Below are 13,483 nucleotides of genomic sequence, written 5' to 3' on the forward strand. Positions count from 1 at the left end.
GCCCGCCCCGCGCCCACCAGAGGCCCATGCGGAGCCGTGACAGGAGCTTACCCGCACCTGACCGGACAGCGATATCCGGATCGGCGGGTCAATTCCCCCGTACTCCGAAACCGTCTCAGCGCCGCAGCGACTGGACCTCTTTGACCGCCGCAACCACGGATCGGGCTGCCAGCGCGATCTCGGATTCCTTCACGCCGGCGGTAAAGGTCAGCCGCACCGCGGTTTGCGCCACGGTTCGGTCGATGCCCATTGCCAGCAGCACCGGTGAGGCCTCGTCGGACCCGGTTGCGCAGGCGGAACCGCTGGAGCAGACCACGCCGCGGCGCTCCAATTCCAGCAGCACCGCTTCGCCGGAGGTTCCGGGGAAGCAGAAGGAGGCGCTGGCCGGCAGCCGCTCGGTCCGGTGTCCGGTCAGCACCGTGCCGGGCAGCTCGCGCAGCACGGTGTCGATCAGGTAATCGCGGTAGCCGGTGAGCCGCTCGACGTCGGCCACACGGTCACCGGCGGCCAGCGACAAGGCCGTGGCGACCGCCACCGCGCCGGCGACGTTCTCGGTGCCGGAACGCCGGCCGCGTTCCTGTCCCCCGCCGTGAAGCACCGGCTCCAGCGGAACCCGGCCGGCAACGTAGAGCAGGCCGCAGCCCTTTGGTGCGCCCAGCTTGTGCCCGGACACGCTGAGCGCGTCCACGCCCAGGGCCGAGACGTCCAAGTCCAGCCAGCCGGCGGCCTGTACGGCGTCGGTGTGGAACGGCACGCCCGCGGCCCGGCAGAGTCCGCCGATCCGTGCCACCGGCTGGATGGTGCCCACCTCGTTGTTGGCGTACATCACCGTGCACAGCGTGGTGTCCTCGCGCAGCGCTGCGCCCAGCGCGTCCAGCCGCACGGCGCCCTCGGCGTCCACCGGCACCCGGGTGGCCTCGAAGCCGTGGAACCGGACCAGGTAGTCCACCGCTTCCAGCACGGACGGATGCTCCACCGCACTGGTGACAATGTGCCTGCCCCGCGGGGCAGCGAGCGCGATCCCCTTGATGGCCAGGTTGTTGGATTCGGTCCCGCCGGACGTGAAGATGATCTCCCCGGGCCGGCAGCCCAGCACCTCCGCCGCCTTGCCGCGGGCATAGTCCAGCGCCCGCAGCGCCGCCTCTCCCACGGTGTGGTGGCTGGACGGGTTGCCGAAGTCCTGCGTTAGCGCCGGCCACATGGCCTCCAGCACCTCGCGGCGCACCGGCGCGGTGGCCGCGGCATCCAGATAAATCACGACGACGCCGCTTCCCCGCCCGCCGCGGGAGCTGCCACTCGCTCCGCGAACTCGGCGGAAATACGGATGTCCAGGCCCAGGTCCAGCGACCGGACGCTGTGCGTCAGCGCGCCGGAGGAGATGATGTCCACCCCGGTCCGCGCGATCGCGCCCACGGTTTCCAGCCGGACATTGCCGCTGGCTTCCACCAGGGCCCGGCCGTCCACCTGCTGGACGCCGGCGCGGAGCTCGTCCAGGCCGAAGTTGTCCAGCATGATGGTGTCCACGCCCGCGGCAAGCACCGGCTCGATCTGCTCGGCCCGGTCCACTTCCACTTCGAAGTGCACGGTGTGCGGCAGCTTGGCCTTGGCTTCGCGCAGCGCCTCGGTCAGGTCGCGGGTGCCGTCCGCGGTGACTACGGCCAGATGGTTGTCCTTGGCCATCACTGCGTCGGAGAGCGAATAGCGGTGGTTGTGCCCGCCGCCGCAGCGCACCGCGTAGCGCTCCAGCGCCCGCAGTCCCGGCGTGGTCTTGCGCGTGTCCACCAGCCGGGCACCGGTGCCGGCGGCTTCGGCGACGAAGGCCGCGGTCTGGGTGGCGATCGCGCTCAGCCGCTGCACCAAATTCAGCGCCACGCGCTCGCCCAGCAGGATCGCCCGGGCGTTGCCGGACAGCACTGCCAGCACGTCTCCGGCGGCGAAGGCGGCGCCGTCCTCAACCTTCAGGTCCACCTGCACGGACGGGTCCACTTGACGGAAGACCTCGGCTAACACCGGGCCGCCGGAGAAGAAGCCGGGCTCGCGGGCGGCCAGCTCCGCGGTGGCGCTGGCGTCGGCTGGGATCAGCGTGTTGGACGTGATGTCGCCCCACGGCGCATCCTCGGTGAGCGCCCCGGCGACGATCCGTTCCAGGGCGGTGCCGTCGATCGGCTGGATAGGGTTCATGGCTGCTCCTGCAGGATTCGCTGGGACGGTCTGGAAAGGGAGGCGGCTGCGTCCACCGTGCGGGCGTTCACGAAAGCCAGCCGCGCCCGGTCCGCAGGGGCCTGGGGGTGATCGCTGCGGAAGTGCGCGCCGATGCTGTTCTGCCGCGCGGCGGCGGCCGCCACGACCAGCCGGGCCAGGGTCAGCAGGGCGGCATCCTCGACCGGCGCGGTACCGGTGGCCGGCAGGTGCCGCTGCGCCAGCTGCCGGGCCGCGTCCTGCAGCGCCGCGCCGTCACGCACCACGCCGGCGGCCGCCGCCATTAGGGTCTGGATCTGTTTGCGCGTGCACGGGGTGGTTCCTTCATCCGGCCCGCTACCGGCATGCCGGGTGTCGCTCCCCGGGAAACCTGTCGGGACGCCGGTCGGGAGGCCAACATCCAGCGGCACCGCGCGGAACTCCGGCGCAGTGGCCGGCCTGTCCAGCGCCGCGACGGCGCGGCGGGCGAAGACCAGCCCCTCCAGCAGCGAGTTCGAGGCCAGCCGGTTGGCTCCGTGTACTCCGGTGCAGGCCACCTCGCCCACCGCGAAAAGTCCGGGCATCGAGGTCCGGCCGTCTGCGTCGGTTTGCACCCCGCCCATCCAGTAATGCGAGGCCGGGCGCACCGGCAGCGGCTGGCTGGTCCAGTCGAAGCCGAGCGAGCGGACCGTGGCATCGATCAGCGGGAACCGCGCGGCCAGGAAGCCGGGGCCCTTCTCCCGCTCCACGGCCGTGGCGTCCAGGAAGACCTGCGGCACCAGGCCACGTTCCTCCTGCAGCCGCAGCTGCTGGTGGATGCAGCGCGAGACCACGTCCCGGGGCGCCAGTTCGGCGACCGGGTGCAGTGCCGGCATGAACCGCTCCCCGGCGGCGTCCACCAGCACGGCCCCCTCGCCGCGCACCGCCTCCGAGATCATGAACGGGCTGCCGCCGGTGGCCGCCGGGTCCAGCAGGGTGGGGTGGAACTGGATGAACTCCAGGTCGGCCAACACCGCCCCGGCGTCCCAGGCCAGCGCCACGCCGTCGCCGGTTGCCGTGGCCGGGTTGGTGGTGGCCGGGAACAACTGCCCCGCTCCGCCGGTCGCCAGAATCACGACGTCGGCGGCCAGCTGCGCCGGCGCCGCATCCCCGGCGTTGGCGTCGGTCCGCACTTCCGTCGCTTCCACCCCGGTGACGCGGCCCCCGTCCAGCAGCAGCCGCCGCACCCGGGTGTGCTCGAGGATGTGCAGCCGCCCTTCTTCGGCCAGGCGGCGGACCACCCGGATCAGCACTTCGGCGATGCCGGCTCCGGTCCGGTCGCCGCCGGCGTGCAGGATCCGCGCCGCCGAGTGCGCTCCTTCGAGGCCGAGCGAGAATCCCTCGCCATGCCGGTCGAAGGGCACACCCCACTCTTCCAAGGTGGCGATCTCCTGCGCCGCACCTTCGCACAACAGGCGGACGGCGCCGTCGTCGTTCAGTTGCGCGCCCGCGCTGAGCGTGTCCGCCACGTGGGCCGCCACGGAGTCCCCTGCCGAGATCCCCTGCGCGGTCACCGCGGTGATGCCGCCCTGGGCGTGCCAGGTGTTGGACTCGGCCAACTTGCCCTTGGTGATGAGGGTGACGGCGGTGTCCGGCCGATTCGCGGCAAGCGCGGCGGCGTAGAGCCCGGCGATGCCGGAGCCCACCACCGCGATGCGCCGGGCGGCGTTGCTGTTCACGGCTTGGCTGCCAGCATCCGTTCCAGCGCCACGCGGGCGGGGACGGCCACGGAATCGGACACGGTGATCCGGTTCAGCACTTCGCCGCCGGGCACTTCGCCGGTGCCGGCGTAGGCCTCGAGCACCCAGGCCAGGTAGCCCGGGTGGATCCGGTACATGGTGGAGCACGGGCAGATCACCGGATCCAGGCAGAAGATGGTGTGCTGCGGGTACTCGGCGGCCAGCCGGTTGACCATGTTGATCTCGGTGCCGATGGCGAAGACCGTCGGCTCGGTGGCCGCCGCCACGGCCTTGCGGATGTAGTCGGTGGAGCCGGCTTCGTCCGCGGCGTCCACCACCGGCATGGGGCATTCGGGGTGCACGATGACCCGGACGCCGGGGTAATCGGCGCGGGCCTTGTCGATCTGGTCCACCGTGAAGCGCTTGTGCACCGAGCAGAAGCCGTGCCAGAGGATCACCCGCGAGTCGAGCAGCGTGGCTTCGTCGTTGCCGCCGAGTGGTTGGCGCGGATTCCACATGGGCATCTGTTCCAGCGGCACACCCATGGCCTTGGCGGTATTGCGGCCCAGGTGCTGGTCCGGGAAGAAGAGCACGCGGTGGGCGCGCTCGAAGGCCCATTCCAACACGGTCTCGGCGTTCGACGAAGTGCAGACAATCCCGCCGTTCTCGCCGCAGAATCCCTTGAGCGCGGCCGACGAATTCATGTAGGTCACCGGGATGACCGGGACCTTGCCGTCCGCGTCCGGACCGCTGCCGAGCACACCGGTGAGCTGGTCCCAGCAGGCCTGCACCGAGTCGATGTCCGCCATGTCCGCCATCGAGCAGCCGGCCGCCAGGTTCGGCAGGATCACCGCTTGGTCGGGGCCGGAGAGCATGTCAGCGGTTTCGGCCATAAAGTGCACCCCGCAGAACACGATGACCTCAGCTTCGGGCTTCTCCTTGGCGGCGCGGGCCAACTGGAAGGAATCGCCCACGAAGTCGGCGTATTTGACCACTTCGTCGCGCTGGTAGAAGTGGCCCAGGATCACCAGCTTCTCGCCGAGCTTCTGCTTGGCGGCAAGGATCCGCGCCTCCAGCTCCGCGTCGCTGGCCAGCCGGTATTCGGCCGGAATCTCGCCCTGCCGCGGGGTGGCGGCGGGCGCCGGATCGGCCAACGAGGCGCCCGGCCCGTAGGACGGCGCCCACGCTCCGCTGGCCGACGCGGTATCAAAGGTCCACGGCCCCTCGGCCAGCCCGGGTGTGCAGGTGGACGCGGGCGCACCCGCGCCGGCAGCCAGCGCTTCCTCGCGGGTGATCAGCTGGATGGTGCTGTTGACCGATGGCATGGTGTTCTCCGATGTTCTGGGCAGGTGGTCAAGTCTGGGTGTCCGTGGTGCGCGCAAGGCTGTCAGGCGGGCGGGCTGCCGCTGAGCTGGGCGGCGCCGCCGGTGTAGCGGTAGAGCCGGGGCGGCCGGTGCCGGCCGCCTTGCAGGTACTCGTCGGTCGGTTCGATGTCCGGCGTGGCGCGCAGCTGGCGGCGGAAGTTGGCGGGATCGAGCTGCCTGCCCAGCACGGCCTCGTAGACTTCGCGGACCTGCGCCAGCGTGAACGTGGAGCCCAGGAAGGCGTAAGCGATGGAACTGTATTCCACCTTGTTGCGCAGCCGCCACAGCGCGTACTCCACGATGTGGTTGTGGTCGAAGGCCAACTGTCCAAGGTCGTCGGCGCGCACCCAGCGGACGTTCTCCGTCTCGCGGGCCAGCGCCGCCTCGTCCGGCTTCACCAGGGCCCAGTAGACAATCGAGACCACCCGCTGGACCGGCGAACGGTCCAGGCCTCCGAACGCGTAGAGCTGCTCGAGGTAGCTCGGTTGCAGTCCGGTGGTCTCCTGCAGATTCCGGGCCGCCGCATCCTGCAGCGCTTCGTCCGGGCGGAGCGGCCCGCCGGGCAGCGCCCAAAGATCACGGAAAGGCTGGCGCGTGCGCCGGACCAGCGGCAGCCACAGCGTGGGGCCGCCGGCTTCCGGGTCCGGACGCAGGGCAAAGATGACTGTGGAAATTGCCAGTTCCGGGGGCTGTTGCGCGCGCTCGGACACGTTGGCTGAATAGACCGGCATGGCTGCCTCCTCCCGGAACCTGAGTAAAGGTCATGATGACTAGAACATATGGTAGCGGGTTATGGTCAGAATGACCCCATCAGATTCCTTGGGGAGCCGATTGTGACGCCGGTGCGCTGCGGCGCAGTTATCTGCGCCGATTCCCGGAGAAGCCCGCGCCGGACATTGAGGGCTGGGACGCTAGGCTTCGGATCATGCAGCCAGAGGAGCAGCGCCGCCGGTTCGAGTGGCCGGACAACGAGGAGATCCTGCGTCGTCGCTACGGTGCCAAACCGCGGCCGGCGAACCACCGCGTGGTGCTGGGCAGCCATGCGTTCTTCAAGGGCTGGCTGGTGGCCTTCGGTTCGTGGTTCGCTTTTTCCCTGACCATCAGCATCATCGACACGGTTGTATCGCCAGACTCGGCAGCCCTGAGCTTCTGGGGCCTGGCGCTGATGGTCAGCTTTTTCTTCGCCGCACTCCTGGGCGCGCCGGCTGCCCTCGCGGTGGCCGCCCTACTCCGTCCCGTGCGCCGGCAGTGGATCCATGTCCTGGTATTCGCCGTCGGCCTGGGCGGGTTCACGTGGGCCGTTTTTGCCGGCCTCGCTCCGGAAACGGGAGCCCTGCCTGCCGTCGTCGCCGCGATCGCCGGAACCGCAGCCGGACTCGGCCGGGCGGCGGTGATTCCCGACGTCGATATTTACGACGTCGAAATTTACGACGGCGGCGACGGCCACAGTGCCGAGGTCAGCGGGGATCGGCAGCAGCTTTGACCAGCGGGAGCGTTCGCTCCCGAAAATGGCTGTTGAGGACGATCACCGAGGACGAGCGGAGCACCGTATTGGTCGCCATCACCTCATCGAGGACGCGCTGCAAATCCGCATTCGAACGGGCCACCACACAGGCCAGCAGGTCGCTTTCGCCGGACACGGTATGCAGTTCCAGCACTTCCGGAATCTCGGCGAGCGCAGCGGCCACCGCGTCGTGGCCGGATTCCTGCCGGATCACGAAAGAACAATAGGCGCGCACGACGTAGCCCAGCGCTTCGGGAGATAGCCGGGGGCCCCAGCCCGACGTCACACCGGCGCGTTGCATCTTGTCCAACCGGGCCTGTACTGTGGCACGCGCTACTTTCAGTACCCGCGAGGCTTCCAGCACGGACATCCGCGGGTCCTCCGTGAACAGCGCGACGATGTCGGCATCGAGAGAGTCGATCTGCATGACGCTGGGCGTCCTTTCACGTTCGGTCATCGCCGGGTGCGGGAAACCGCTAGACAAATTGTCAGCCTTCGGGCTGCTTTCACCAAACAACAGGACAGTCGATGCCACGACCGCGAGCCAATACCGCACACCACCGCGACTCCACCGGCACGGCGCCCGGCAGGCTTGGCCACGGCATGAAACAGCGCCAGCTGATCATGATGGGTCTCGGCAGCGCGATCGGCGCCGGGCTTTTCCTCGGCTCCGGAGCGGGCATCCAGGCCGCCGGGCCCGCCGTGCTGATCTCCTACCTGTTGGCCGGCACGCTGGTGATCATCGTGATGTGGGCCCTGGGTGAAATGGCCGCGGCCAACCCCAGCAGCGGCGCCTTCTCGACGTACGCGGAGAAGGCGCTCGGCCGCACTGCCGGCGCCACCATCGGCTGGCTCTGGTGGCTGCAGTTGGTCGTGGTGATCGCGGCTGAGGCGGTCGGGGCCGCCGGCCTCTTGGCCACCATCTGGCCGTCGCTGCCTGTCTGGTTGCTCGCGCTGGTCTTCATGGTGGTCTTCACGGTGATCAACCTCTTCGGTGTGCGCAACTACGGAGAATTCGAGTTCTGGTTCGCCATCTTCAAGGTCGTCGCCATCCTGGCCTTTCTCGCCATCGGTGCGGCGCTGATCTTTGGCTGGCTGCCCGACGTGGCCTCGCCCGGACTGGGCGTGATCTTCGGCGAAGACGGTTTCGCCCCCAACGGCATCGCCGGCATCGGCGCCGGGCTGCTGGTGGTGATCTTCGCCTTCGGCGGCACCGAGATCGTGGCCGTAGCGGCAGCGGAGACCGAAAACCCGGGCACCAGCGTCGCCAAGGCCATCCGCACCGTGGTCTGGCGCATTCTGGTGTTCTACTTCGGGTCCGTGCTGGTCATCGCCTTGACCGTGCCGTGGGATTCGCCCGCCTTGGCATCCCCCTTCGCCGCGGTGCTCTCCGAGGCGAAGATTCCCGGGGCGGACACAGCCATCACCTTGGTCGCAGCCATCGCGCTGCTCTCGGCACTCAACGCCAACCTGTACGGGGCCTCGCGGATGATTTTCTCCCTCTCGGAGCGGGGCGAGGCGCCTCACGCACTGCAACGGCTCAGCCAGCGCCGGGTTCCGATGAGGGCGGTGTTCGCGTCCGTGGCCTTCGGCTTCGTGGCCACCGTGCTGGAACTGGTCTTCCCGGAGCGGGTCCTCCCTGTGTTGCTGAATATCGTTGGGTCGACCTGCCTGGTGGTCTGGGGGATGGTGCTGCTGTCCCAGTTGGTGTTGCGCCGCCGGGCTGACCGCGAGGGCACCGAACTGCCGTTCCGGATGCGCGGCTTCCCCGCCGTCACCTTCATCGGCCTGGCCTTGCTGACCATCATCCTGGTGCTGGGTTTCTTCTCCCCGGCCACCGGCATTCAACTGCTCTCCACCCTGGGGCTCATTGCCGGCATCGCCGTAGCGGCGAAAATCAACGCCCGCAGAAACACGGCAAAAAGCCCCGTTGCCCCCTGACTCGCTTGGCAGTTTGTCCACGCCTTCCCCCAATGGAAGCGACTAACTGCGCACGTTGTGCGGTAAATCAGTTGCAGATTGCACACCCCCGCCTTCGGTGACTATCGTCACGGTTAGCAACCGACGCCGTCGGCCGCCGCTTCCGGCGGGCCGCGGCACCGAAACTACGTGGAGGAGCAGGCATGAGCGACACTCTTGCCCTGGACCCGTCGGCCCAGCCCGACCTGTCCGCCGAAGACCTCAAGGAGCTCTACCGGCTGATGGTGGCGGTGCGCCACCTGGACGAATCAGCCATCCGCTGGCAGCGCCAAGGGCTGATTCCCGGCTACGCGCCGGAGCTTGGCCAGGAAGCCGCGCAGGTCGGCAGCGGCTACGCACTGGATATGGAACGGGACTTCGTGTTTCCGACCTACCGGGAAATGGGCGTGGCCCGCACCGTGGGCGTGGATATGGTCGAGTACATGTCCACCCACAAGGCCAGCTGGCACGGCGGACTGTACGATCCCCAAGCATCCCGCTTCGCCCCGATCCAGGCCGTGGTGGCCGGCTCCGTGCTGCACGCCGTCGGCTGGGCCCACGGCCAGACGCTTTCCGGCACCCCTGCCGGCGAGCTCGGGGTGGCCATCACCTACTTCGGCGACGGCGCGAGCTCGCAGGGCGACGTGCATGAAGCCATGAACTTCGCGGCCGTCATGAAGGCCCCCGTGGTCTTCTTCATCCAGAACAACGGATTCGCCATCTCGGTGCCAACCGAGCGCCAGGTGGCCGGCGGCTCGGTGGCCGCCCGCGCCGCCGGATACGCCATGCCGTCGCTCCAGGTGGACGGTAACGACGTCGTGGCCGTGCACCAGGCCACGGCTGCCGCTCTGGCCCACGCCCGCTCCGGCAACGGCCCGGCGATCGTGGAAGCCATGACCTACCGCCGCGGCCCGCATTCCACCAGTGACGACCCGGGCCGCTACCGCACCCTGGCCGAGGAACGGGCCGACGGCGGAGAGGATCCGCTGGCCCGGATGCGCAGCCTGCTGCTGTCCGAGGGCGTCGCCGGCGAGGACTTTTTCGCTGAAACGCTCGAAGCCGCCCAGGCCGAAGAGGAACGGATCCGCCAGGGTGTGGGAGCACTTGGTTCCCGGCCGGGCACTGAAATGTTCGATTTTGTCTATCAGGAACCCACCCATGCCTTGAAGGCCCAGGCGCGCGCCTGGCGAGAGGAGTCCGAGCATGTCTGAGCACACCACTCTCAGCGACCTCGAAGCCGCCATCGACAATACGTTCGGCACCGACGCCCAGCAGGCGTCCGCCGATGTGGTGGAGCCCGCCGTGGTCACCGCCGTCGAGACCCTCTCCATGCAGCAGGCGCTGAACCGCGCACTGGCCGAGGTGCTGAAGGACAACCCCAAGGCACTGGTGCTGGGCGAGGACGTCGGACAGCTCGGCGGCGTCTTCCGGATCACCGATGGCCTGCAGAAGAAGTTCGGAGAGGACCGGGTCTTCGACACTCCGCTGGCCGAATCGGGCATTCTGGGCATGTCGGTGGGCCTGGCCATGGCCGGCTACCACCCGATCCCCGAGGTGCAGTTCGACGGCTTCGCCTACCCGGCAATCAACCAGATTGTCTGCCAGGTGGGCCGCATGAACTACCGCAGCCGCGGCACCATGCCGATGCCGATCACGCTGCGGGTACCCAGCTTCGGCGGCATCCGCGCTCCGGAGCATCACGGCGAGTCGCTGGAATCGCTGTTCGCCCACGTACCCGGACTGAAGGTGGTCTCCCCCTCCAGCCCGAACGAGGCCTACCACTTGCTCAAGCACGCCGCGACCCGGCCGGATCCGGTGATCTTCATGGAACCGAAGTCCCGTTACTGGCAGAAGGGCCCGGTGGATACGTCGCCCGCGGCCGATGCCTACTCCCCCGAAGGTTCCCGGATTGTCCGTGAAGGCAAGCACCTGACGCTGGTGGCCTGGGGTGCCATGGTGGCCCGCTGCCTGCAGGTGGCGGAGCTCGCCGCCGAAGACGGCATCGACATCGAGGTGCTGGACCTGCGCTGGCTCAAGCCGATCGACGCCGAGGGACTGGCGGCGTCCGTGGCCAAGACGCGACGCGCCGTCGTCGTGCATGAAGCGCCGCTGACCTCCGGCCTGGGCGCAGAAGTGGCAGCGCTGATCACCGAGCGCTGCTTCGGCACCCTGCGTGCGCCCGTTGAACGGGTGACCGGATTCGACGTACCGTACCCGTCAGGAGATCTGGAAGACGAGTACGTACCCAACATTGACCGCATCCTGTTCGGGATCCAGCGAGTATTGGAGTATCGCCGTGGCTGAAATTTCGTTCCCCTTGCCCGACTTGGGCGAAGGCCTGATCGAAGCGACCGTGCTGGAGTGGCTGGTTGCCGAGGGCGAGCAGATCGAGCGCAACCACCCGCTGGTGGAGGTGGAGACCACCAAGTCGGCCGTCGAGCTGCCCTCGCCGCAGGCCGGCAAGGTGGTGAAAATCTACGGCGGCCCCGGTGACATCATCAAGGTTGGCGAACCGCTGATCGTCTTCGAGGTTCCCGACGACACCGCCGGTATTGTGGGCACTGTACCGAAGGAAGAAGCGCCCAAGCGCCGCGTCCGCTTGACCGCGGCGCTCGACGACGAGGACTAAGCATGGGAACCCACCGGGAGCACACCGTTGAAGGCGTTGACCCGCACCTGCACGTGCAGGTGCACGAGGCCGCCGAGGGCACCGAAGGTCCTCGCCGCCCAGTGATCCTGCTCCACGGTTTCGCCTCCTCCGCCAAGCTCAACTGGGAGGACGCCGGCTGGATCACCGCGCTGACGCAGGCGGGTCGGCGCGTGGTCACGGTAGACCTTCCCGGCCACGGCGAAAGCACCGCCCCCGAAGAAATGGATGCCTACGCGCCCAGCCGGATCCGTGCCGACCTGCTGCAGTTGATTCAGGACGCCAAGGTCCGGCTCTTGAAAGAGGACGACGGCGACACCGGGGTGGACCTGATCGGCTACTCCCTGGGTGCCCGGCTGGCATGGGAATTCGGCGCCACCCAGCCGGAACTGGTCCGGCGGATGGTACTCGGCGGCCCGGGCAGCGCAGACCCGCTGGCAGACTTCGACCTGCATGCCGCTCAGCGCTTCCTGGCCGACGGGACGCCGATCGAGGACGTCAACACCGCTGAACTGCTGCGGATGGCCAAGCTGGTGCCGTCCAACGACATCTTCGCGCTGATGACCATGATCGAAGCGATCAAGACGGAACCGTTTGTGCCGGCCGAAGCTGTGCCAAAAATGCCCATCCTGCTGGTGGCCGGCGACAGGGACGACCTGGCGTCCACCGCTCCTGAGCTGGAGGCGCTCGCCGAGGCAGCCGAATTGGTGTGGCTGCCTGCCCGCACGCACGCCAATGCGGTGACTTCCCGCACCTTTAAGACCGCCGCCATCGAATTCCTCGCCGGATAACCCATTTTCGCCCCCAACTGTAGACGCCAAGCAGGCTGATCATCGCTACAATTGCCGACGACAGCAAAATCCTGGGGCGTGGAGGCTTGATGGAGACAATCCTGGGCGGGCGCTACAGGACACGGGAGCTTATCGGCACCGGTGGGGCAGCGTCTGTATACCGGGCCGTGGATCAATCCTTGGGCCGCGACGTGGCCGTCAAGATGTTCGCTCCGACGACGCCCGATGACGACGAGTACCGGCGGCAGCACACCGAAACACTGCTGCTGGCCACCCTGAACCACCCCGGTTTGGTCACTTTGCTGGACGCCGGCCTGCATACCGCCGACGACGGCGCGACCACCAGTTTTTTGGTGATGGAACTGATTGAAGGGGCCGACCTGCGGCGCAGGCTGCGCGCTGGTCCGCTCACGTCCGTCGAAACAGCGCAGATTGGCGCCGATCTGGCCGATGCGCTGAACTACATCCACGACCAGGGCGTGATCCACCGCGACGTGAAGCCCGCCAACATCCTGCTGGCCAACGGGCATGCCGCGGACACCCGGCACCACCCCAAGCTGTCCGACTTCGGCATTGCGCGGATGATCGAAGCCAGCATGGCCACGGCCCAGGGCGCGACCATCGGGACCGCCAACTACCTCAGTCCGGAACAGGCCTTGGGCCACCCGGTCAGCGGGGCCAGCGATGTCTATTCACTGGGGCTGGTCCTGCTCGAATGCCTCACCCACCAGAAGGCTTTTTCCGGCACGCCGCTGGAGGCGGCCTTGGCCCGGCTGCTGCGCGACCCGGAGGTGCCGGACTCGCTCCCTAGGCACTGGAAAGACCTGCTCACCCGGATGACCAACCGCGACCCGGGCGCGCGGCCTACCGCACACGAGGTCGCCGTGAGCCTGCGGAACCAGGCCGAGGCCCCGCTGCCCGACCAGTCGGCACTGACATTTCCCTCCGGCGCTTCCGCCGGGTCGGAGGGGCCCGATGAGTCCGATGCGCCCGCCAATGTGGTCGCCTCCGCGCCGGTTCATTTCCCCGCTACCCGACCATCTGACGCCGAATCATCCGCTACCGGACCATCCGCCGGGACCCCGGCTGCGGCCGTTCAGCCTACGACCGGGCCGCCGGCGGGCGGCGCATCGTCCGCAGAGTCACCCGTAGAGCGCACCGGCGGGAATACGACAGGAAACCTGGCCATCCCCGCGCCGCCAAACCGCGCGCCCAGCGTGGGCTGAACTGCAGCACCCTCATAGTCTTTGAAACACCCTGAGCCGCCGCTACAGTATTAGCCAGATCCCGGGTGGCAACGACCGCGCGTCAGCCACGAAACG

Annotated in this window: 13 protein-coding genes; 7 read left to right on the plus strand and 6 right to left on the minus strand. The window is 68.4% G+C overall.

What is annotated here, in order from left to right; all coding sequences use genetic code 11:
- Positions 1 to 115: 115 nt before the first annotated feature.
- The 5 genes from E4J89_RS13525 to E4J89_RS13545 all read right to left on the minus strand — a co-directional run bounded on the left by E4J89_RS13525 (position 116) and on the right by E4J89_RS13545 (position 5,991).
- Positions 116 to 1,258, minus strand: a complete 1,143-nt coding sequence (locus tag E4J89_RS13525) for a cysteine desulfurase family protein (protein ID WP_136786669.1) — start codon at positions 1,256 to 1,258, stop codon at positions 116 to 118.
- On the minus strand, positions 1,255 to 2,181 hold the full coding sequence (gene nadC, locus E4J89_RS13530) for a carboxylating nicotinate-nucleotide diphosphorylase (RefSeq protein WP_136786670.1): 927 nt from the start codon (positions 2,179 to 2,181) through the stop codon (positions 1,255 to 1,257). The genes E4J89_RS13525 and nadC overlap by 4 nt, the downstream gene beginning before the upstream one ends.
- Positions 2,178 to 3,896 carry an L-aspartate oxidase gene (gene nadB, locus E4J89_RS13535; RefSeq protein ID WP_136786671.1) on the minus strand — a complete coding sequence of 573 codons (1,719 nt, stop codon included), beginning with the start codon at positions 3,894 to 3,896 and terminating at the stop codon, positions 2,178 to 2,180. The genes nadC and nadB overlap by 4 nt, the downstream gene beginning before the upstream one ends.
- A complete protein-coding gene (gene nadA, locus E4J89_RS13540; protein ID WP_136786672.1) occupies positions 3,893 to 5,221 on the minus strand; it encodes a quinolinate synthase NadA in 1,329 nt (442 codons plus the stop codon). The genes nadB and nadA overlap by 4 nt, the downstream gene beginning before the upstream one ends.
- 62 nt (positions 5,222 to 5,283) lie before the next feature.
- The gene (locus E4J89_RS13545) at positions 5,284 to 5,991 is read right to left on the minus strand and encodes an NUDIX domain-containing protein (protein WP_136786673.1); all 708 of its coding nucleotides are present in this window, start codon (positions 5,989 to 5,991) and stop codon (positions 5,284 to 5,286) included.
- Positions 5,992 to 6,185: 194 nt separating this feature from the next.
- On the opposite strand from E4J89_RS13545, the gene E4J89_RS13550 reads away from it, so the two are divergent.
- Entirely contained in the window at positions 6,186 to 6,743 is a 558-nt protein-coding gene (locus E4J89_RS13550) for a hypothetical protein (RefSeq protein ID WP_136786674.1), read from the plus strand.
- Here E4J89_RS13550 and E4J89_RS13555 read toward each other — a convergent pair.
- Positions 6,718 to 7,191, minus strand: a complete 474-nt coding sequence (locus E4J89_RS13555; protein WP_136786675.1) for an Lrp/AsnC family transcriptional regulator — start codon at positions 7,189 to 7,191, stop codon at positions 6,718 to 6,720. The genes E4J89_RS13550 and E4J89_RS13555 overlap by 26 nt on opposite strands.
- A 197-nt stretch (positions 7,192 to 7,388) precedes the next feature.
- Between E4J89_RS13555 and E4J89_RS13560 the strand changes: the two genes are divergently transcribed.
- The 6 genes from E4J89_RS13560 (at position 7,389) to E4J89_RS13585 (ending at position 13,387) form a co-directional block, all read left to right on the plus strand.
- Positions 7,389 to 8,705 carry an amino acid permease gene (locus E4J89_RS13560; RefSeq protein WP_136786716.1) on the plus strand — a complete coding sequence of 439 codons (1,317 nt, stop codon included), beginning with the start codon at positions 7,389 to 7,391 and terminating at the stop codon, positions 8,703 to 8,705.
- A 182-nt stretch (positions 8,706 to 8,887) separates the two neighbouring features.
- The gene (locus tag E4J89_RS13565; RefSeq protein WP_136786676.1) at positions 8,888 to 9,934 is read left to right on the plus strand and encodes a thiamine pyrophosphate-dependent enzyme; all 1,047 of its coding nucleotides are present in this window, start codon (positions 8,888 to 8,890) and stop codon (positions 9,932 to 9,934) included.
- Positions 9,935 to 10,052: 118 nt separating this feature from the next.
- Entirely contained in the window at positions 10,053 to 11,027 is a 975-nt protein-coding gene (locus tag E4J89_RS13570; protein ID WP_240691893.1) for an alpha-ketoacid dehydrogenase subunit beta, read from the plus strand.
- A complete protein-coding gene (locus tag E4J89_RS13575; protein WP_136786678.1) occupies positions 11,020 to 11,352 on the plus strand; it encodes a biotin/lipoyl-containing protein in 333 nt (110 codons plus the stop codon). The genes E4J89_RS13570 and E4J89_RS13575 overlap by 8 nt, the downstream gene beginning before the upstream one ends.
- Before the next feature lie 2 nt (positions 11,353 to 11,354).
- Positions 11,355 to 12,161: an alpha/beta fold hydrolase gene (locus tag E4J89_RS13580; RefSeq protein WP_136786679.1), complete on the plus strand. Its 807-nt coding sequence runs from the start codon at positions 11,355 to 11,357 to the stop codon at positions 12,159 to 12,161.
- A gap of 89 nt (positions 12,162 to 12,250) precedes the next feature.
- Complete coding sequence (locus tag E4J89_RS13585; RefSeq protein ID WP_136786680.1) at positions 12,251 to 13,387, plus strand: serine/threonine-protein kinase; 1,137 nt, start codon at positions 12,251 to 12,253, stop codon at positions 13,385 to 13,387.
- Positions 13,388 to 13,483: the final 96 nt, after the last annotated feature.

The sequence above is a fragment of the Arthrobacter sp. CAU 1506 genome (assembly GCF_005047635.1).
In the GTDB taxonomy this organism is placed as follows: domain Bacteria; phylum Actinomycetota; class Actinomycetes; order Actinomycetales; family Micrococcaceae; genus Crystallibacter.